The following is a 20,996-nucleotide window of genomic DNA, read 5'->3' as shown; positions in this document are numbered from 1 at the left end:
GATCAATAAATGTTGATGTAATTGTAAAGGAAAGCAGCACCGGCGTCGAAACCGTCCGGGACTATCATGATGAGCGGGTGGAATTATTGAGCGGCTGAAACAATTTATTAAACGGCAGGTCTGACAATGCTATGTCATGAACTCGTTGTATTTTTAAGGAACAACCCTTGTTATTATGAACCGCAGGAATTTTATCATTAACTCATCCATGGCTTTAGGTGTGCCTTTGCTGTCGCATGCCTTTGTCGGAGCCAACAAACCCTTGAAAATGGGCTTGCAATTATTTACCATCCGGGATGCACTCGCCAAAGATCTGAATGGCACGCTGAAAGCGGTGGCGTCCCTTGGATACCAGGACCTGGAAACCTACGGATTTGAGCCGGAGGCCGCTAAATACTATGGTATAGATGCGTCGGCATTTAAAAGCATGCTGGATCGCTTGCAGCTGACCACCAGTAGCGGGCATTATGACTTCTATCGTTACTTCAACCAGTCAGAGGACGCATTGCGTCGTTACGTTGACCAGTGCATCCAGGGGGCGAAGACCCTGGGGCAAAAATACATCACCTGGCCATGGCTCGATCCGGAATCACGGGCGATCGACAAGTTCAAGCTACTGGCACAAAAGCTGAATCAGGTCGGCGAACAGGTAAACAAGGCGGGCCTGGGCTTTGCATACCACAACCACGATTATGAGTTTACAGACCAGCATGGCGTGAATGGATACGATGTGTTGCTGGCTGATACGGATGCATCGTTGGTAAAACTTCAGCTCGATTTGTATTGGGTTATGCACTCGTCCAGACTTACGCCTGCGGAGTTGTTTAAAAAACAGCCCGGCCGCTTTGTGATGTGGCACATCAAAGATATGGATCGAAAAACACGCGACTACACGGAACTTGGCAACGGATCGATCGATTATACAACCATCCTTCCGTATGCTTCCCTGTCGGGGCTTCAGTACTATTTCCTGGAGCAGGGTGGCAATTTCGCGGTGAGCTCGATGCAGAGCATCCGGGACAGTGCCGGGTACTTCAAAACCAATCTGAAGCCATTGTTGCGATAGCGGTGAAAGGCAAAAGAAATCACAGCTGTTCCAGAATGCTCAATACGCCGCGATTGTCGTTGCTGTGTGTGGTAAACCTGGCTACATTCTTCACTTCAGGGTGCGCATTTTCCATGGCAAAGCTAAAGTGTGCCTCGCCCATCATTTCAACATCGTTGAGGTAATCGCCGAAGACCATGGTGTGCTCGCAGCCGATTCCGAATTTTTTCTGTACGACGTCGAGCGCCTTTCCTTTGTGCGCCAGCTTATGTGAAAGGTCGAGCCATACGTTACCAGACACTTTTATCTGCAGGTCATGCTGGTATTCCAAAAAGTGAGGATAACTGTTCTGCTCGGCGCCGGATAGGTCGCAGATAGCGATCTTGAGAAACTCGTCATCATCGACGTTTACGAGGTTGTCTACGATGGCGTATTCGTCATAATACATCGACAGACGTCCAACAAAGGCAGGGTCGTCGTTGTCGATATAGGCGCTTTTCTTACCGCAAAGGATCGCCAGTACATTCGGAAGTTTTTTTATGCGTTTCAGGAGATCCCGGGTAAGATCCCGATCCATTGGCTGGATGTGGAGCTCTTTGCCCTGGTGCATCACATAACTGCCGTTCTCGGCAATGAATATGATTTCGTCCTGGATGCCCGGAAAGCAGTTATAGAGGTTTTGGTACTGCCTTCCGCTGGCAGCGGAGAATAAGATCTCCTTCGACCGCATTCGATTGAATATTGTGAAGAAATCGGGGCTTAGTTCGTGTTTGGTGTTGAGAAGGGTGCCATCCATATCGGAGGCGACAAGTCTTACTGATGAAAAATCCATGCGTACGGTTCCTGGTGAAGGGATCGGTTCTAAAGAAAACTAACATTATGGGGAAATCAAAACGCGCGGGCCTCCTTTTACCTCTGTAACAATACAGCTCTGATTTTTACGTTTAAATTTCACGAAAGTATACCGGTGCCCCGTTGGAATAAGTGAGTGATTGGCATGGTAAGTATTAGCGCCTTCTTTTACTGTCACGTACTGCCTGCATGAAAGCACTTCTCCTGTCATTTTTGTTATTCGGGTTCTTTTATGTGAATTCTCAGGATATTGGCCCGCCTAAAAATGTTGGGCGAGAGTACGGCAATCCAAAGATGCCACTGATGGTATCTCACCTTGCCGGTGCGAATAAGGAGCGACTGAAACGGGCAAACAAGAACGCACGTCACTCTATCTTCGGCAAGGTACTGTGTTTCCGTAAGCTATGCCGGATACAATCAGGACACTCTGCGTCACTGCGACCTATTAGTTTTAAGAAGTTTAAGAAAAAGGTGGCGCGGAACGCGAAGAAAGGTCTTTACAAAAAGATCCAAAGCGATTCATCGTACAAAGGCAAACCTGCATTGCGTGAAGCAAGGCCCGTCGTTATGGATACGGTCTCCGCCGAGCCTGCTCCGGCAATCAAAGCGGACAGTCTCATCGTGCTGGGGGCAGAGCTCCTGTTTGAGACAAACAAGTCAACCCTGCGAAGTGAGCACTTTGCAACACTCAAGCCCATCGTGGATTACCTGGTTTTGCACCCTGCACGAGCTGTAAAAATCTCGGGTCATACCGACAATACCGGAAATGAAGGGCATAATCTTACGTTGTCCAAAAGACGTGCGGAAGTGGTGGCAGAATACCTGATCAGGAATGGCGTTGAGAGCAATCGCGTAGAGACGTTCGGGATGGGTAGTGCAAAACCCCTGGCAGTAAACACCTCGGATGAAGGACGAAAGAAAAACAGGCGTGTTGAATTATTAATCAGTGATGGACGTGGTGGAAGTTTTGACAGGTGATTCCGTTACTTCAACAACCACCCAATAGTATCCCCCATAAATTCAGCGCACTGGTAATTATCGACTCCCTGCCAGCTGGTCATATATAACGATACCATTCCTTCGCCCATCGCGACGATCTTGCCTCCGCCGGTTATTTCTGCGCAGACGCCAAACGGGTTCTCATCCGACACGTCGCTATAGGCGAAAGGTTTGCCACCTTCCACGAGACGTGCCCCGTGCATGGGAATGGAATATTTCGTTTTCGTAACTATTCCCGGGTTGGAATGTCCTCCGGAGGCTCTGTTAGGGTTGTCGGATTTAAACGTGATACCGAAGGGCGTAACAATGTCGTTGAGGTTGACCTGTGCCAGCGTGCCCCAATAGTCCTCTTCCATTACGATAAACAACGATCCGCCTTTCTTGATGAATTGTTCGATAGCCTTGCATTCGTCGGGGGAATACTTCACGGAAGGGGCATGGATAAAAAGCAGATCACCTTTGGCGAGCGCATCCGTAGAAATGGTCTTCTTCACGTAGCCTAGCGAAGCATGGTGTGCTGCGCCATTCTTCGCGAGCTCTCCGGTCATATACTTCAGTCTATCGGTGGGGACAAGCTCGGTCGAGATATTGTCGGCGGGGTCGCTGTAGAACCGCTGGCCGTGTCCCACGTCCACCAGGATTTTCTTGTTCTGAGCCAATAGGTTTGTGCAGGCGAAGATCAACGCCGCTGCGACAAGCATGGGGGATACAAACGATTTCATGATCATGTTTTTGCTAAGAACATTCAAGAATCGTACCGCAGGTATAGGCGGTTTTTTAGCTGTAAGCGATGTTTCGCACGACCGGCTTGTTCGGAAACGGGCGTAGACCATCCGCTGGCGGGCAAGCTATGCCTTGCGCTATCACACCTTAAGCCTCCACGGCCTTGGTTGCTTTTCTGTAGATGAAAGCGTGGTAGATGTGTCTTCGGGCAAAACGATCGGGAGAATCGGTGTTCACGAATTTCAGGTAGATATTGCGGGGCACGCCGAAGTATTCGTACGCGCTGCCATCGGCGAAATAGATCTGAAGTGTCGTGCCCTTGTATTGAAGATCTGTTATTCTGGAAGACGTGATAGATGCTGTATATTCCTCCAGCTTCTGTGCCTGTGTTTCGGGGGCTATGCTCACTAAAAAATGATAAGCTTCAATAAAAGCTTTACTTTTTTCCTCCGCGGCGGCTTTCTCTTCGTCAGATTGAAATTTGTCCGGATGCCAATCTTTCATGAAATTCCGGTAAATGGCCTTCAATTCTTTTAAATCGGCGGATTTATCAACACCCAAAAGCCGCCTGTATTCGATGATCCTCTTCATTGCGGGCGCGAAAATAAGACATTTTTCATTATCATCAATCGCCCGGTTTTAGTTGGGAATCCCGCTGGGGCATTTTCCATGGCAAGGCTACGTGGATTTCATCCAGTAGGGATTTCAAACGACAGGGAAAAACCCTGGCGTTTAATTGATAATGTTTGCTTTTCTAAGCCGGCAAAAATAGCTTGGAGGATATTTTGTGCTGCAATGGACTTATCCAGATTCTATTTTATTAACAATTCCATAGGGGAATTGCTCAGCGGAGATGACATTGATTTTCTGAAACAGTCTATAGTTCAAAAACACTATTCAAAAGGAGACAATATCTATAGCGAAGGGGTGTACCCTAAGGGTGTTTTTATCCTGGACAAAGGGAAAATTAAGATTTATCAGGAAACCTTTGAGGGAACGCAGCAAATCATGAATATTCATGTTCAAGGTGAGATCATTGGGTATCGTCCGCTTTTATGCGGCGACAGATATCCGGTAACCGCTACTGCCATGGAGGAGTGTAGAATATCCTTTATTCCCAAAAAGCAATTTTTACTGGCACTCGATAAGTCCTCCCGGCTTTCCAATATGCTTCTCAAATTTCTAAGCAATGAATTTACCGTTTGGGTAAATACCATTTCGAATTTGAAGCATCGAACTGTTAAGGAAAGGTTGTTTTTGAATCTATTGATATTGACTGAAAAATATCGGGCAAAGAAAAAGTGGCCCGTGGAAATTACGTTGTCACGCGCTGATTTGGCTGCGTTGATTGGAACTTCAAACGAGACCCTTGCCAGGCTATTGAAAATTCTTAGAGATGAGAAGTATATCTCGGTAAGAGGACGAACCATTATTATACAAGGCCCCGCTCAGGAAGAAAGGATTCAGAAGTCGTTGAATGGGCTGTTTTAATCATATCATCTTCTGCTTTTCTTTCGGATCAGGTTTATACCATCGCGAAATACCGCCCGGGCTTTTGCGCTCATATGGATGTGTTTCTCTTTGTCATTCTCTTCTTTAAGTCGTTGCTCAAAAACATGCAGTATATCTCTGCTCGATACAACGCCAAGGAACTTGCGAGACGCGCGATCTTCGATCGATAGCGTATCCTGACCTGTTTTTAGGATAAACTCGACCGCCAGTTGCAAAGAATTATCGCTATATAAAGAAGGAAGCTTGTGTGTGATCAACGATTGCACTGCATTTGTATCGGCTGTATGCTTAAATAGTTCTTCTTTTGAAATGATACCTATCTTTTCTTTTGTTATATCGTCGGCCACTATAAATACGTTGTGGGCATGCGCAGCTCTATTTTCCTGTAACCACGCTTTAACATTTCCAACGGTTAATGACCCTGCTATTATGGGTGTCGTATTTTCAATGGGCATGATATCGCGAATGCATTGCGTTTCCAGGAGATCGGGGTAATAGCTATCAGGTAGTTTAATGCCCCTTCGGTGAATTTTCTCGGTCATAATGGTCGTTTTCATCAATATGAAAGAAACCAGGTACGATGCAACACAGCCTGCGATAAGCGGAAGCAAGGTACTCTCCTGCATGGTCGTTTCCATGGCAAATACGATCGATGTTAATAACGCCCTGGCGGCACCTGCAAAGAGCGCAGCCATACCAACCAGTGCAGCAAGCGGAAGAGTGATGTTTGCCTCAGGGAAATAATGTTGGCCGAGCATACCCAACAAGCATCCCAAGGAACTTCCAATGGTTAGCAACGGCGCCAGCGTACCGCCCGACGTACCGCTACCCAGGGCAATCGCCCATGAAACAAATTTCCAAAAGCAAAGGGAAATAAGGATGGTAATGGGAAGTTGACCGGAGAGTGAGTGTGTTATATTTTGATACCCTACGCCGAGTGTATCGGGGGCAAATATTCCGATTGCTCCAACAGCAATTCCGCCCAGGGCCGGCCACCACATCCAGTGTATGGGCAGGCGTTCGAATAAATCTTCAACGAAATAAATGGCTTTTGTAACGATTACAGAAGCAAAACCGATAATCAAACCAATGATAGAGTAGGCAACGATTGACCCTGTTGAAACCTGACCTATCTCGGGCATCGGGAATGTCGGTGTGAAATCAAACAGCAGGAAGTGCATGCATGCTCCCGTGACACAGGCAATCATTACCGGAATAAAACTTCGCGATGAGAATTCAAACAGAAGTAATTCGATGGCCAGGAGGATTGCCGCAAACGGAGTTCCAAAAATGGCGGTCATGCCTGCTGTAGCCCCGGCAGCAAGTAGAACCTTTCTCTCTTGCGCGGTGATATGAAGCGTTTGTCCACAGAATGAACCGAGGGCACCCCCCGTTGAAATAATAGGCCCCTCTGCACCGAAGGGTCCGCCTGTGCCGATAGAGACTGCGGCCGAAAGCGGCTTCAGTAAGGTGATCAGCGGATGGATTTTACTTTCTCCTTTGGCTATTTTTTCCATCGCTTCCGGAATACCGTGTCCGCGAATAGCGGGAGAACCGAATCGTGCCATTAGGCCGACAATTAATCCGCCGAGTGACGGAATAAGGATGATCCAATACCCCAACGAGTTTTCCGATGGCGAAACCTCGTGAAAGGAGAAGTTACCGAAGAAGAAGAGTTGTGTGAAAAGTGAGATCAGCAACACCAATCCTTTTGCAATAAACCCGACGATGATGGCATTAACCAGCGTTAATCCTGAAATATAGAGTGTTCGTCTTACCTTTTTTCGATATTCAAATGCGTCGATATGGGTTTTGCTGGTTTCTGTAGTCAATGAAAAGATTGATTAGGCTTGTAAAATGGTTGAATGAATAACCCGTTAAATACAGGCCACCATGCTGACAAAACTATTTCTCTTCAGTTGTCTTTAATTTGACATAAGTCAAAATTGATAAAATATAGTTTACGTTACGGACGTGCTGCCATCCATTCAACGTATTATTAAATCAACCAAAAAGCCTAAAAGCATCAAGGAAATAGAAAAAGTAGCCATTCCTAAAAGGTAGGAAGCGAGCGCCTTTAAATAGCCCACTACACGCTTTCTATCAAAAAAATGTCCGATAGCCCAGGTGCAATAGGATACTCCCACTACGCCCGATATTTTCATGACGGGTAGTCCCGTTAACCCTTCGAAAATGGCGAAAATAGAAAATATCAGCATGCCCATTCCCATGATGAAACATAACAGAATTAAGATTTCAAAGAAATTGTAGTCATGCGCTTTATAAATGAGTTTTAGCCAAAAGGCAATGAATACGCACATGACGATATTGGCATAACCGTAATGATTCTGAGCCCAGTTAAGAATTTGGCCGGTGGCAGAATCCCTGGCGTCGTGATAGTCAATATATCCCTGTTCAATATGGAAGAAATGATCGATCATGGAATAGATCAAGGAGGTTACTATAATGAACAGCACCGGCTTCACAAGCCTGCTTCTGTCAACCGTGATAAATGTATGAATACTGGGCCCGGGGTTATGCAGCAATTCCCGCACGGTATGCAAGATGCCTTTCTCGAAATGTAAAACGTGCTGAATTTCATGCACAATGTAATGCCAGTCAACTCTGACAATTTGTACCGGGCGACCACATTGATGGCAAAAATCGCCGGTCATGGAAGCATTGCAATTCCTGCAATTCATCGTGTTATTAGGTTATAGGGGTTAGCGATCCACCGTGATTGTCCGCGTAGAGACGCTTCTCATTCCAAAAGTCCGCACAAAACGGTTTTTAAAGCCTACACTTTAGTGTAGATTTGTTTTGAACCCTGCCGTTTTTAATGAAAAATAGTAATAACTCAACCCTGCTGACCAGGAATCACCTCGGAAAAGTAACGGATGATGAGCGCCTGGCACAAAATGATTATTTGGAGGTAGTAAAAGCTTTTGCCCGATTAACCTACGAGAGCATCTATGTCATTAACTATGAAACGATGACGTTTGAGTACGTTTCAGAAAATCCGTTGTTTTTATGCGGATATTCATCTGCGGAAGTTATGGCGCTGGGGTATGACTTTTATTTTAAGAACGTTCCTGAAAGCGATTTGAAGTTGCTGCATAGTATAAATGAAGCAGGATTTGATTTCTTTGAAAATCTGCCAGGCGAAGAAAAAATACAATACAGCATTACGTACGATTTTTATCTGGTCAATCGCGATGGTAGAAAGATCCTGATCAATCATAAACTTACACCGTTGCTTCTTACCCGGGAAAAGAAGATGTGGAAGGCAATGTGTGTGGTTTCTCTTTCGCATCATAAAAGTCCGGGTAATGTCTGCATCCACAAACAGGGCTCTGATACAATCTGGGAGTTGGATTTGAAAGATAAAGTCTGGGGTACATCAGAAAAACCCAAACTTACAAAGCGGGAAATAGAGGTCCTGCATCTGTACGCGCAGGGTTTGTCAATCCAGGAGATCGCCGAAAAAGTATCTGTCAGTCCCGATACCGTGAAGTACTACCGCAGACAGATTTTCGATCGTTTGAATGTAAGTACGATAGCAGAGGCGCTTTCGTATGCTGTTAATAGCAAGATTGTCTAAATCAATTGTCTGTTAAAATCATCTATTAATGGATCTCACGAATGGCAATTCGGAGGAAATGGTTTAATCCAGGATTTCGTTAATTTACTTCATGGAATTTCAGAAATTGACACGCCGTCAAATGCTCGGACTGACGGGTATGGCCGGGTTGGCATCGTTAACGGGTATCGCAGCCGATGCGTCTCCGCAGCCCGCGCAAAAAAGGCCGCGTATCGCCTGTCTCGTTACCTACTGGGGTGCTCCCCGATCTCATGCCGACTGGATCATCACCAAGCTGCTGGACGGTTATTGGTGGGAGGGCGCTCACACGCCTTCGCGCGTGGACGTTGTGTCCGTTTATATCCATCAGCTTGAAGAAAGCGGCCTGGGTCAGAAAATATGCAAATCGAAAAACATTCCGATCTTCCAGACCGTCGGGGAAGCCGTCACGCTAGGGCAGAAGGAGCTTGCCGTGGATGGTGTTGTCATCGTCGCAGAACACGGAGAATACCCCACCAATCTCAAAGGACAGTGGATGTTGCCACGCTGGTGGATCTACCAGCAGGTTGTCCGGGTGTTCGAGCAAAGCAAGCGCTCGGTGCCGGTGTTTAACGACAAGCACCTCTCCATCAGTTGGGACGAAGCGAAGTGGATGTTTGACAAATCCCGTGCGCTGAATTTTCCACTGACCGGTGGTTCCTCCATACCCACTTACTTCCGGAAACCCGAGATAGAGCTTGCTATAGATACGCCCATAAAAGCATCGATCGTGGTGGGAGATGCTGCTGACGAGGGAGCCCTATTCCACTGTGTCGACGTGTTACAGGCGTTTGTAGAACGCCGTAAGGGGGGTGAGACGGGCGTCAGGTCGGTGCAGTGTATTCGGGGCCCCGAAACATGGAAATGGACCGAACGCAATCCCTGGGCGGCGAGGCTGCTAGAATCCGTACGGACGAGTTTTGACCTCAAGCCCGGGCACTTTCAGGAAATCGCCTCACCGAACGTCTGCATCGTTGAATATAATGATGGCACGAAAGCGGCAGTTTATTCAGGCAGGGATGTGACGTGGACCTACGCTGCTGAAATCGAAGGGCGTAAAGACCCGACGATCGTCTCGATGCCTGGCTGGCCTGGTCCCTTCTCGCAGTATCACGCCTCCAATTCCCAACCACACTGGATTACCGAGATGATGGTGACCAAACAGGAACCATTTAATGCGGAGCGGTTGCTTCTGTCCACAGGGATTGTGGCCTACAACATGGAATCAAACTGGGAGAACGGTCGTTACTCCGCAATCGGTCGCCGCATAGAGACGCCGTTTATGAATATGCGCTACCACTCCACACGCGGCGCTCAGTTTAGCAAAGGCGAGCGGCCGCCGAATACTCCCTATATCCGGGGCTTTGCGGAGTAGGCTTCCTCGCATGATTACAGAACTTTCACTATAAAGAATGAAACGCAGAGACGTTATTAAGAGCTTAACACTTTTGCCGGTAGCCGGTGGTGTTTTTCCCATACGATCATTGTTATCTACTCCTGTCGCTGAAAATAGCCTTCCGTTGATCCCGCAGGATAAGCCCATGCCCGCGCTGCATCGCGAAGCGTTTGTCATGGACGGGCATATCCACGTCATGACCCGTGAGCTGCTGCTGAAAACCGATATCGGCCAGCGATACCCGGATGGGAATGTCGATCTCCCACGGGCGAAAGAAGGCGGTGTGGACGCGATGTTTTTTTCGGTGTATACTCCCGAACACTATTACCCCGGAAGGTTTGAGATCAAGAATACTTTTCGTGTGGTGGAGCTGGCCCTGGATCAGATCAGGAAGAATAACAATGCTATCGAGTTGGCGCTAACCGCATCCGACATACAACGAATCAACAAGAAAGGAAAAATCGCTGCGTTCCTGGATTTGGAAGGCGGCTATGATCTTCATGGCGACTTGAACCTGCTGCGCGCCCTGTACAGACTCGGCCTGCGCTCTATGCAGCTGACCGCCCACAACACCACCAACGCGTTTATCGATGCCTGCAACGACGTATATACCTGGGGTGGCATTAACGATCACGGAAAAGCGGTGATCAACGAAATGAACGACCTCGGCATGGTGATCAACGTAGCGCACGCATCCAACGACGCCATTCTTCAGTCAGTAGCGGCCAGTCGCCACCCCGTGATCTACAGCCACGGCGGCTTCAACAAAATAGTCAATCATCCTCGCTGCATTACAGACGAAGCGGCAAAGGCTATCGCAGCGAAAGGCGGCGTGATCGGTGTTCACTTCGGCAGCCTGTTTAACAATCCCAAATACTGGGAGTGGCAGAAACCGAACAATCCCATCAAGGCACAACCTGTTCCTCAACCAGCCATCCCGAGAATCTTTACGGCACAGGTTACCGACCAAACCATTGAAGACGTAGACAAGGAACTGACGAAGGAAGTGCCGCTAAATTTCAGAGGGACCATCCCTGACGAATATTGGATGCATGTCGATCAGTTGGCGAAAGTGATCGACTATGGCGTAAAATTAGTGGGCGAAGATCACATCGCGCTCGGCTCGGATTTAGATGGCGGTCCTGAGCTGCCACACGAAATGAAAGACATCAGTGATTATCCGCAGATAACCATCGCGATGCAAAAGCTGGGGTATAGCGATCAGCGGATCAAAAAGATTCTTGGCTTAAACTGGCTCCGCGTGATTCGGCAGGTAACGGAAGGAAAATGATGTCGTGCTTTTTGTTAATAGGCAGGCCAAATTGAATCAATACGGGGCTTTTTTGAAAAAATTGCGCTAATTGCCCTTATTTCCAAACAAAAAATGACTCAACTTGGGCCTAAAACCGAACAAAAAATGGCATAACTTGGGCCTAAAATCGAACAAAAAATTACCAACTTGGGCCTAAAATCGAACAAAAAATGACATAACTTGGGCCTAAAACCAAACAAATCCCTCTAAAAATTGGGCCTGTTTCCGAACAATGTTTTCTAGAAATATTCAAAATCAGCTCAGAAGTTGGAAAGGGAGTCCCTATCGGAAACCTTTAATCTTACGGGGTGCTCGTCAAGTTGGAAAGACTACGGCGGTTAGGCTTTTTGCCAAATCATTCAAACAATTTATTTACCTGAATCTCGAGAAGTCGGAAGATGCCAAGCCGTTCCGTGATTTTGATAACATCGAAAGACTCACGGAAGCACTCTTCTTTTTGAAGGATAAGGATCGGAGCATTAAGGATACGCTAATTTTTATAGATGAGATTCAGGAAGAGCCCAGGGCCATCGGACTGCTCCGGTATTTCTACGAGGAGTTCCCCGATTTATATGTTATTGCTGCCGGATCGCTGCTCGAAACCGTTTTGGATGAATCGGTCAATATGCCGGTAGGGCGTGTTGAGTATCTGGTTATTCGTCCGGTGTCATTCAATGAGTTTCTGGGTGCAATGGGCGAGTCATCTGCCGCGAGCCAGTTTGACATCGTGCCACGAAATGACTTCGCCCATGATAAGTTGTTGCAGCTTTTTCATACCTACGCGTTGATTGGTGGCATGCCTCAGGTTGTGAGTCATTATGCGGAAAATAGAGATCTTGGAGCTTTGACGAGAATTTACGAATCTCTCATCGTATCCTATAGTAACGACGTTGAGAAGTATGCGCGTAATGTGAACTTAACTCAGATCATTCGCCACGCTATTACAGCCGTCTATATCGAGGCGGGTTCGCGAATAAAATTCCAGGGTTTTGGAAATTCTATGTATGGCCGTCGGGAAGTAGGAGAGGCTTTGCGAACACTCGAGAAGGCGATGCTCATTAATTTGGTCTATCCGACAGTCCACACGGAATTGCCGATCCGCCCTGATTTAAAAAAGTCTCCTCGCCTTCATGTTCTGGACACCGGCATGCTAAACCATTTTGCAGGTCTCCAGAAATCTGTGCTTGGGGCTACTGACCTTGAAGTGGTTTATAAGGGTATGATAGCGGAGCATATCGTTGGGCAGGAAATTCTGGCCTCGCGGTTTGAAGTACTTCATGGACTGAGTTTTTGGGTACGTGATAAAGCAGCGAGCGCGGCAGAAGTCGATTATGTCGTTAAGTTTGAAGATATGTTGATTCCGGTGGAAGTGAAATCGACTCCGACAGGCGCATTACGCTCCCTTCATCTTTTTATGGACCGTGTCGATCATCATTTCGCCGTCAGGTGCTATCCAGGGCAATTGCGCGTCGATAAAATACAAACACAAAATAACAAAGAGTATTTGCTCCTTAACCTCCCGTATTATCTATCGTTCAAACTGGAGGAGTATATTGCATGGTTTGTTCACGCAGAACGATGAATGGATGATAGCCAGCGAGTTACGTAAACAGCGCCGGACGTTGATATTTATCAGTATTTGTTATGAACGTCTTTTCTTAGCTTTGCGCCATGCCCGCGAAGGAAGAGAAGATAGAACACGGTGTTTTTACCTACGATGTAAAAAAGCTGCAGGCCGCACTGGCCACCTATTTACGCCGCCAGTTGTCCGCAGATGCATGGGCCTGGTTGGAGGAACGTGCTTCGCTGGTTTCAGCCCCCGCGAATACCCAACAATTTGTCGTTGGCTTTTCTGCCATGCCGCGTAAGACGGGTAAACAATCGCTGATGCTTTCCGAGGATGAACAGACAACGCTGCAAACGATCAGGCCCGGATTAATCATCCGTCACTGGACGATCGACCGCCTCAGTCGCGTGTGGCTGATGCTCTTCCTGGACGCCACAAACCGTGATCAGTATATAGCCGCTATCGAGCATCTTTTTCCGACCGCCGAAATGAATGAGCTGGTGGCGCTATACTCGGCGTTACCGTTGTTGGCCTATCCTGCCGCGTGGCGTGCGCGTTGTGCCGAAGGTATTCGCAACAATATCGGCGATGTGCTGGAGTCGATCATGTGCGACAATCCCTATGCCGCCGAAAACCTCGACGAGCCCGCCTGGAATCAATTGGTACTGAAAGCCATCTTTACCGAAAAACCTATTCACCGCATCATCGGTCTCGACGCGCGCGCCAATCAAACACTGGCCTATACACTTTCCGATTTTGCGCATGAACGCTGGGCTGCCCACCGGCCTGTACCTCCCATGCAGTGGCGCTGCGTCGGCAGCTTCATCGACGATCGCATCTTTCCCGACATACAACGCATCGCGTACTCCGAGATCAACGCGGAGCGCGAAGCCGCGGCCCTGGCCTGTGCGCAAAGCCACTATACACCCGCCCGTGAGCTCGTGGACAAAGCCGTCGATCTCAAAGCCATCCTCGACAGCGGTATGACGTGGGATAAGCTCGCCGGGAGACCTTGAATATTCGATCCTGAATCCTGAACTTTGAATCTTTAAAACATACGACTATGTGCAGCAGCCACGAACTGACCGAAAGAAATCTTGAGCCTCGCGTCGAGATGCCCCTGTACCTCGAAAGCATCAAAGGCATGAAATTCTTCGACCCGCACGTGCACATGACCTCGCGCACAACCGACGACTACCAGGCCATGGCCGACGCCGGCGTGGTAGGATTGATCGAGCCCGCATTCTGGCTGGGGCAGCCGCGTACCGGAGTGGCTACTTTTAAAGATTATTATAGCAGTCTCATCGGCTGGGAGCGTTTCCGCTCGTCGCAGTTCGGCATCAAACACTATTGCACCATCGGCCTCAATTCACGCGAAGCCAACAATGAACCACTCGCCGAGCAGGTCATGGAAATCCTACCGCTTTTTATTTACAAGGAAGGTGTGGTGGGCGTAGGGGAGATCGGCTTTGACGACCAGACAGCAGCCGAGGAGAAATTCTACCGCGCACAACTGTTGCTTGCCAAAGAAGCATCGTTGCCCGTGCAGGTACATACACCACACCGCGATAAAAAGCGCGGCACCCAACGCAGCATGGACATCGCGCTCGACTGTGGCCTTCCTGCCGGTATGGTGATCATCGATCACAACAATGAAGAGACCGTTCAGGAAGTACTGGAGCGTGGCTTCTGGGCAGCATTTACGATCTACCCTTTTACCAAGATGGGCAACGAGCGTATGGTAGAGGTCGTGAAAAAATATGGCCCCGACCGCATCATGATCAACTCCGCCGCCGACTGGGGCATCAGCGATCCGCTGGCCGTGCCCAAGACCGCGGCACTCATGAAACAACACGGTATCAACGACGAAGCCATTCACCTGGTGACATACAAAAATGCCATCACAGCCTTTGGCCAAAGCGGCCAGCTGAACGAGGCTGATTTTACCAGCGCGCAGCAGATCGACCAGAGCCAGAAGTTCGAGGGTAACACGGTATTGCGCGGAGGCCAGCAGCCCCGTGTAGACAAAGATTCGCTCATTATCCGGTAACATGAAAAAACTCATAGGCTATCTGCGCCTCATGCGCCCGGCCAATATTGTTACCGCTGTGTCGGATATTCTGGCCGGTGCGGCGATCGCGGGATTTGCAGTCGTGGGTGAACAGCCTTCTTCTTCGCAATACTTGTACTGGTTGGTACTTTCCACCGTTGGGTTATACGGTGGCGGTGTGGTATTCAACGACGTGTTCGATGCCGCGCTCGACCGGGTGGAACGTCCGGAACGCCCCATACCCAGCGGGTTGATCTCCGGGACAGAAGCTGCACTGCTGGGCAGCATCTTACTTCTCGCAGGCATCGCAGCGGCTTTTATGTTTTCACCCCTTTCAGGGGCAATCGCCATGGCCATTGCCGTCGCCGCGTTGGTGTATGACAAGTGGGGTAAACACCACAGCTTTCTTGGCCCTGTAAACATGGGCCTCTGTCGTGGACTCGACCTCTTGCTGGGCATGAGTCTGGTACCCGAAGTGATAGCACAGTTTGGCTTCCTCGCTGTCGCGCCAATACTTTATATAGCTGCCATCACCATGATCAGCCGGGGAGAAGTACACGGCGGCAAAAGTAATACGATGCTCGCCGCAGGCGGGTTATATGGAGTTGTTATTCTGGCCATCGTCACGTGGTCGATCGCCAACCATGCCTATTATGCGCTCGTATTCCTGGTGCTGTTGATCATATTGATCTTTCCGCCGCTGGTTCGTGCCTATCGCGCGCCCATCGGCCCCAATATCGGCAAGGCGGTCAAAGCCGGAGTACTGGCACTGATTATTATGAATGCCGCCTGGGCTGCCGCCACGGGGGCCATTTTACTGGCCATCATCATTGCTTTGCTGTTGCCGGTATCGATTGCAATGGCCAAATTGTTCGCCGTCACCTGACATCTGCCAGCCGCCGGATTTTGCCATGGACGGTAGGGCCGAGGATCGTGATTTTTCCTAATTTTAGCCCCCGCATTAGGGAGGGGATCTATCTATGGAGTTTTTGCAGCAGACATTCAGTGTCCGGTTTGATTACAAAGTATTTTTCACCACACATCTTTTCAGCACTGAAAATCCCGGGTTCCGGGAGTTTCTGACTGTTGAAAAACGATCCGAAATACCACCCAAGGTACTCTTTGTGCTCGACGACCAGGTAGTGTCTCATCACCCACGCCTGCTCGACGATATCAGGGCCTATTTCAAGACTATAGCCGGCGTGCAGCTGGTGGAGGACGTAGTGATCATTCCCGGCGGTGAAGCGGCCAAGAACGACGAGAAATTGTTTTACAAGATCGTCGACGCTGTAAACGATTATAAGATCGACCGCCATTCCTACCTCGTTGCCATCGGCGGCGGCTCCATCCTCGACCTTGCCGGCTACGCAGCCGCGGTATCGCACCGGGGCATCCGCCACATCCGCATACCCACGACGGTGCTGTCGCAAAATGATTCGGGGGTAGGGGTGAAAAACGGTATCAACTTCTACACCAAGAAAAATTTCCTCGGCACGTTTGCACCACCCGTCGCCGTCTTTAACGATTATCATTTTCTGACCACGCTTCAGGAGGTAGACTGGCGTTCGGGCATCTCCGAAGCCATCAAGGTGGCGCTCATCAAGGATGCTACTTTCTTTCAGTGGCTGGTTGACAATGCGGCGAAGCTCGCGCAGCGTGATATGCCCGCTATGCAATACCTGGTGAAGCATTGCGCCGACCTGCACATGCAACACATCCGCAGTGCCGACCCGTTTGAACAGGGATCGTCACGGCCGCTCGACTTCGGCCACTGGAGTGCGCACAAGCTCGAGCAACTGGCGAAGTTCAACATACGCCACGGCGAGGCCGTCGCCATCGGTATCGCCCTCGATACGGTATACTCACACCTGAGCGGACGACTCACCCGCGAGGCGATGGATCGGATCCTTCAGGTGATTGAGACCCTGGGCCTGCCCATTACGCACCCGCTACTGGAAGTGACCGGCGCCGGCAGTCCGCTGCTTAAAGGCCTCGAAGAGTTTCGTGAGCACCTCGGTGGCAAGCTCACCATCACACTGCTCAAAGGCATCGGCCACGGCGAAGAAGTACACGAAATGGATGGTGCTCTGATACAACAAGCCAGCGAATGGCTGAAGAATAAAAAGTAACGACCATGCAGACACCCCGGGGACATCTGACTTACTGTACCAACATACACGCCGGCGAAAGTTGGGAAGATCACTTTGCAGCGCTCCGGCAGAATATACCCGGCATAAAAAAACGCATCAGCGCCGACGCCCCCTTCGGCATCGGTCTGCGCCTGTCGCATCAGGCCAGCCTTACACTACAAGCGCCCGAGGCCTTGCGCGCGTTTCAGGACTGGCTGCGACAGGAAGATTGTTACGTGTTTACCATGAATGGTTTTCCCTACGGAGGATTTCACCACACCAAGGTAAAAGACCAGGTACACGCGCCCGATTGGACCACCCCCGAACGCCTGGCCTATACGATACGTTTGTTTGATATCCTAAAGGTACTCGTACCCACCGGGATGGAAGGTGGCATCTCTACTTCGCCACTGTCGTATAAATACTGGCATCCCGCTACGCAATATTCGGAAGTCTTTAAAAAGACCACCGGGCAGATCCTGGAGGTTATTCGTCACCTGGCGGCTATCCGTCGTGACACCGGCAAGCTGCTGCACCTGGATATCGAGCCCGAGCCCGATGGACTGCTGGAAAGCGGTCCGGAGTTTTTTGACTGGTACGAGCAATACCTGCTGCCGATGGGCAAGACGTATTTACAGCAACACGCCGGCATGGACGCCACCGCGGCAGAAGCCTCCATACGCGACCACCTGCAGCTCTGCTATGACGTGTGCCATTTTGCTGTAGGATATGAAGACCATGCCACCGTTGTACGGCAGCTGCGTGAAAAGAGAATAAAAACCGGCAAGATCCAGATCAGCGCCGCGCTGAAAGCCGATATGCCCGCAGACAAAGACAAACGCGCTGCTGTAGTGCAAGCATTCCGCCAGTTTAACGAATCGACCTACCTGCACCAGGTCGTGGCCCGCCAGGACGATGGAACGCTCAAGCGCTACCCCGACCTGCCTGAAGCACTGGCCGATGCCGACAACGTCGATACACGCGCGTGGCGCTCGCACTTTCACGTACCCCTGTTCATTCAGGACTATGGGCTGCTGCGCTCCACGCAGGAAGACATACAGGAGGTGCTGAAGATACAGGGAACGACACCGTTCACAGGCCACCTGGAAGTGGAAACCTATACCTGGGAAGTATTGCCGGAAGCACTTAAAGTCCCGTTGTCCGAATCCATCATACGCGAAATGGAGTGGGTGATTGGGTTTATCAATCATCCATAACGAAAGACTAAAGACATGCAGAAAACCGTAGTGATCGATATCGTGGGGTTGTCTACCGGCTTGATCGGCGACCACACCCCATTCCTCAAAAAATACACTCAAGACAAGTTCATACAGACCATCGCACCCATGCTGCCCGCGGTAACCACAGCGGTGCAGTCTACGTATGTGACCGGCAAATGGCCCAGCGAGCATGGCATTGTGGGCAACGGCTGGTATGATCACACCGACTCGGAGATCAAGTTCTGGAAACAGTCCAACAAGCTGGTGCAGGCCGAGAAGATTTGGGACAAAGCCAAACGCCTCGATCCTACCTTCACCGTCTCCAAAATGTTCTGGTGGTATAATATGTACTCCACCGCCGATTACGCTGTAACACCACGGCCCAACTACCTGGCCGATGGCCGTAAGATGCCCGACTGCTATTCCGAGCCGGCCGCGTTGCGCGATGAATTGCAAAAAGAACTCGGCACCTTCCCGCTGTTTCAATTCTGGGGACCCGGTGCCAACATCAAGTCCACGCAATGGATCGCCGATGCCTCGGTGATCACCGATAAAAAATATAACCCCACCCTCACGCTGATCTACCTGCCACACCTCGACTACTGCTTGCAGAAGTTCGGGCAGGACTTCACCCTTATCGCGAAAGAGCTGGGAGAGATAGACCGTGTCGTGGAACAACTCGTAACACATTATACCAACGCCGGTGCGCGCATCATGCTGCTGTCCGAGTATGGTATTACCAATGTCGATCGCCCCGTGTACATCAACCGGGTGCTGCGTGAAAACAACTGGCTGGGCATCCGCGTCGAGCGTGGCCTGGAGCTGCTCGATGCCGGGGCATCCAAAGCCTTTGCCGTGGCCGATCACCAGATCGCGCATATTTATATCAAAGACCCTGCATTGGTCAGTAAGGTAAAAAGCGTGGTAGAAAAAATACCCGGCGTAGAGCTCGTGCTGGACAAGCAGGAACAAAAGGCTCACCACATCGATCACGAACGCTCCGGCGACCTGGTACTCATGGCCGACGCTCGCAGCTGGTTCTGCTATTACTACTGGATGGACGACAGCAAAGCACCGGATTTCGCACGGTCTGTCGATATCTTCAAGAAACCCGGCTATGACCCCGTCGAGATGTTTATGTCCTCCAAGCTACGCGCGGCCTACAAGCTGCTGCGTAAAAAAGCGGCGCTTCGTTACGTCATGGACGTCATTCCCCTGGATGCCACGCTCATCAAAGGCTCGCACGGCCGCGTAAATACTCCTGTCTCTGCGCGCCCTGTGCTGATCACCGACAAGGCCCTGTCAAAGAAAGAGCTGATGCCCGTAGAAGTATACGACGTGATTGGTGACTATCTTGGTATGTTTTGAAAAATCAACCAAAGAAAGAACATCCAACCGAAAAGCCCGGTTTACATCCGCGCAACAGGCATCGCCAGCGTTATAATTTCGCCGAGCTCATTTCTACCTTTCCTGCATTGCGTCCATTCGTCCGGTTGAATGAGTATCAGGATGAGTCGATTGACTTTTCAAATCCAGCTGCGGTAATCATGCTGAATAAAGCGTTGTTGAAACATTACTATGACATCGATCGCTACGATCTTCCGTCGGGTTATTTGTGCCCCCCCGTTCCGGGAAGAGCCGATTACATGCATCATATAGCCGATCTGTTAGGAAGCTGCAATAGCGGAACAGTTCCAGTGGGCCCCAAGGTAAAATGCCTGGATGTTGGCGTCGGAGCAAATTGTATTTATCCTATTATTGGAAACAAGGAATACGGCTGGTCCTTTGTCGGATCAGATAGTGAGTCGGCGGCCATTCTATCGGCTCATAAAATAGTGGAGGACAACTTTCATCTGAAAGAGACGCTGGAGCTTCGCTTACAACCGCATGCAAAGGATATTTTCCGGGGCATTATTCAAAAGGATGAGTACTTTGACTTAACCATTTGTAATCCGCCCTTTCATGCCTCCTTGCAGGAAGCCCAATCAGGATCGCTTCGTAAATTGAGCAACCTGAAGAATAAACGAATTACTAAACCAACGTTGAACTTTGGCGGTGTGAACACCGAGTTGTGGTGTGAAGGCGGCGAGGAAAAGTTCGTACAGAAAATGATCAGCGAAAGCAAACAGTTTTCATCGTCCGTTTTTTGGTTTTCTACGCTGATTTCTAAATCGTCCAATCTTAAAAGCGTTTATACCGCCCTTAAACAGGCGAAAGCTATTGAAGTAAAAACGATTCCCATGGCTCACGGAAATAAGATAAGCCGCATCGTAGCCTGGACATTCCTCACGCCGGAACAGCAACGTAGTTGGATCAATGCAAGATGGGTGGGACTTGTTTCGACTACATCTGCGGGAGCCTCGCCAGTCTGAAGACTGCCATTAGAGAGACAGGTCCAAGTCGCCCTCCCTTCGGTCGGAAGACTTGAACCAGTCGCATCTGGCGCAAGGTACTGTCATAAGGACCAAGTGTCAGGTTAAGATTTTTTACTAATTTTATCGTCTTAAAGAGGACCTCTGGTTTTCCAGGCGTTCATCTAGTGTAGCCGCTACTAAGTAGCGGCTACTTTGTT

Annotated in this window: 19 protein-coding genes; 14 read left to right on the top strand and 5 right to left on the bottom strand. The window is 49.5% G+C overall.

Going from position 1 to position 20,996, the window contains the following annotated elements:
* The first annotated feature begins 175 nt into the window (after positions 1-175).
* On the top strand, positions 176-1,066 hold the full coding sequence (locus KK062_RS20740) for a sugar phosphate isomerase/epimerase family protein (RefSeq protein WP_254086263.1): 891 nt from the start codon (positions 176-178) through the stop codon (positions 1,064-1,066).
* 19 nt (positions 1,067-1,085) lie between these two features.
* On the opposite strand, the gene KK062_RS20735 is transcribed toward KK062_RS20740, so the two are convergent.
* Entirely contained in the window at positions 1,086-1,877 is a 792-nt protein-coding gene (locus KK062_RS20735; protein WP_254086262.1) for an HAD family hydrolase, read from the bottom strand.
* A 209-nt stretch (positions 1,878-2,086) separates the two neighbouring features.
* Between KK062_RS20735 and KK062_RS20730 the strand changes: the two genes are divergently transcribed.
* Positions 2,087-2,875 (top strand): OmpA family protein, encoded by a 789-nt coding sequence (locus KK062_RS20730; protein WP_254086261.1) that lies wholly within the window; start codon positions 2,087-2,089, stop codon positions 2,873-2,875.
* Positions 2,876-2,880: 5 nt separating this feature from the next.
* Here KK062_RS20730 and KK062_RS20725 read toward each other — a convergent pair whose 3' ends face one another.
* Both KK062_RS20725 and KK062_RS20720 read right to left on the bottom strand, forming a co-directional pair.
* Positions 2,881-3,618 (bottom strand): motility-associated ABC transporter substrate-binding family protein, encoded by a 738-nt coding sequence (locus KK062_RS20725; RefSeq protein ID WP_254086260.1) that lies wholly within the window; start codon positions 3,616-3,618, stop codon positions 2,881-2,883.
* Between the two features lie 148 nt (positions 3,619-3,766).
* Entirely contained in the window at positions 3,767-4,210 is a 444-nt protein-coding gene (locus KK062_RS20720; RefSeq protein ID WP_254086259.1) for a KTSC domain-containing protein, read from the bottom strand.
* Between the two features lie 78 nt (positions 4,211-4,288).
* Here KK062_RS20720 and KK062_RS20715 point away from each other — a divergent pair, with 78 nt between their 5' ends.
* Positions 4,289-5,110, top strand: a complete 822-nt coding sequence (locus KK062_RS20715; protein WP_254086258.1) for a Crp/Fnr family transcriptional regulator — start codon at positions 4,289-4,291, stop codon at positions 5,108-5,110.
* 5 nt (positions 5,111-5,115) lie between these two features.
* On the opposite strand, the gene KK062_RS20710 is transcribed toward KK062_RS20715, so the two are convergent.
* Together KK062_RS20710 and KK062_RS20705 are read right to left on the bottom strand one after the other, a co-directional pair.
* Positions 5,116-6,963 carry a chloride channel protein gene (locus KK062_RS20710; protein ID WP_254086257.1) on the bottom strand — a complete coding sequence of 616 codons (1,848 nt, stop codon included), beginning with the start codon at positions 6,961-6,963 and terminating at the stop codon, positions 5,116-5,118.
* Between the two features lie 156 nt (positions 6,964-7,119).
* Positions 7,120-7,806: a DUF3667 domain-containing protein gene (locus KK062_RS20705; RefSeq protein ID WP_254086256.1), complete on the bottom strand. Its 687-nt coding sequence runs from the start codon at positions 7,804-7,806 to the stop codon at positions 7,120-7,122.
* Positions 7,807-7,970: 164 nt separating this feature from the next.
* Here KK062_RS20705 and KK062_RS20700 point away from each other — a divergent pair, with 164 nt between their 5' ends.
* From KK062_RS20700 to rlmF, 11 genes are all read left to right on the top strand, one after another.
* Positions 7,971-8,732: a response regulator transcription factor gene (locus KK062_RS20700; RefSeq protein ID WP_254086255.1), complete on the top strand. Its 762-nt coding sequence runs from the start codon at positions 7,971-7,973 to the stop codon at positions 8,730-8,732.
* Positions 8,733-8,853: 121 nt separating this feature from the next.
* Positions 8,854-10,125 (top strand): hypothetical protein, encoded by a 1,272-nt coding sequence (locus KK062_RS20695; RefSeq protein WP_254086254.1) that lies wholly within the window; start codon positions 8,854-8,856, stop codon positions 10,123-10,125.
* A 37-nt stretch (positions 10,126-10,162) separates the two neighbouring features.
* Positions 10,163-11,437, top strand: a complete 1,275-nt coding sequence (locus tag KK062_RS20690) for a dipeptidase (RefSeq protein WP_254086253.1) — start codon at positions 10,163-10,165, stop codon at positions 11,435-11,437.
* 253 nt (positions 11,438-11,690) lie between these two features.
* Complete coding sequence (locus tag KK062_RS20685) at positions 11,691-13,040, top strand: ATP-binding protein (RefSeq protein WP_254086252.1); 1,350 nt, start codon at positions 11,691-11,693, stop codon at positions 13,038-13,040.
* Between the two features lie 89 nt (positions 13,041-13,129).
* Positions 13,130-14,041 carry an EboA domain-containing protein gene (locus tag KK062_RS20680; RefSeq protein WP_254086251.1) on the top strand — a complete coding sequence of 304 codons (912 nt, stop codon included), beginning with the start codon at positions 13,130-13,132 and terminating at the stop codon, positions 14,039-14,041.
* Positions 14,042-14,139: 98 nt separating this feature from the next.
* On the top strand, positions 14,140-15,075 hold the full coding sequence (locus tag KK062_RS20675) for a TatD family hydrolase (protein ID WP_254086325.1): 936 nt from the start codon (positions 14,140-14,142) through the stop codon (positions 15,073-15,075).
* Between the two features lies 1 nt (position 15,076).
* Positions 15,077-15,961 (top strand): UbiA-like protein EboC, encoded by an 885-nt coding sequence (eboC, locus tag KK062_RS20670; protein ID WP_254086250.1) that lies wholly within the window; start codon positions 15,077-15,079, stop codon positions 15,959-15,961.
* A gap of 94 nt (positions 15,962-16,055) precedes the next feature.
* Complete coding sequence (locus KK062_RS20665; protein WP_254086249.1) at positions 16,056-17,204, top strand: 3-dehydroquinate synthase; 1,149 nt, start codon at positions 16,056-16,058, stop codon at positions 17,202-17,204.
* 5 nt (positions 17,205-17,209) lie between these two features.
* On the top strand, positions 17,210-18,421 hold the full coding sequence (gene eboE / locus KK062_RS20660) for a metabolite traffic protein EboE (RefSeq protein ID WP_254086248.1): 1,212 nt from the start codon (positions 17,210-17,212) through the stop codon (positions 18,419-18,421).
* 15 nt (positions 18,422-18,436) lie between these two features.
* The gene (locus tag KK062_RS20655) at positions 18,437-19,792 is read left to right on the top strand and encodes an alkaline phosphatase family protein (protein ID WP_254086247.1); all 1,356 of its coding nucleotides are present in this window, start codon (positions 18,437-18,439) and stop codon (positions 19,790-19,792) included.
* Positions 19,789-20,796 (top strand): 23S rRNA (adenine(1618)-N(6))-methyltransferase RlmF, encoded by a 1,008-nt coding sequence (gene rlmF / locus KK062_RS20650; RefSeq protein WP_254086246.1) that lies wholly within the window; start codon positions 19,789-19,791, stop codon positions 20,794-20,796. The genes KK062_RS20655 and rlmF overlap by 4 nt, the downstream gene beginning before the upstream one ends.
* The last annotated feature ends 200 nt before the right edge of the window (positions 20,797-20,996 follow it).

Origin of the sequence: Dawidia cretensis (assembly GCF_018598175.1) — a bacterium.
Lineage (GTDB): Bacteria > Bacteroidota > Bacteroidia > Cytophagales > Cyclobacteriaceae > Ohtaekwangia > Ohtaekwangia cretensis.
Note: the sequence above shows the minus strand (reverse complement) of the source record. Positions and strands in the feature narration are given on the sequence as shown.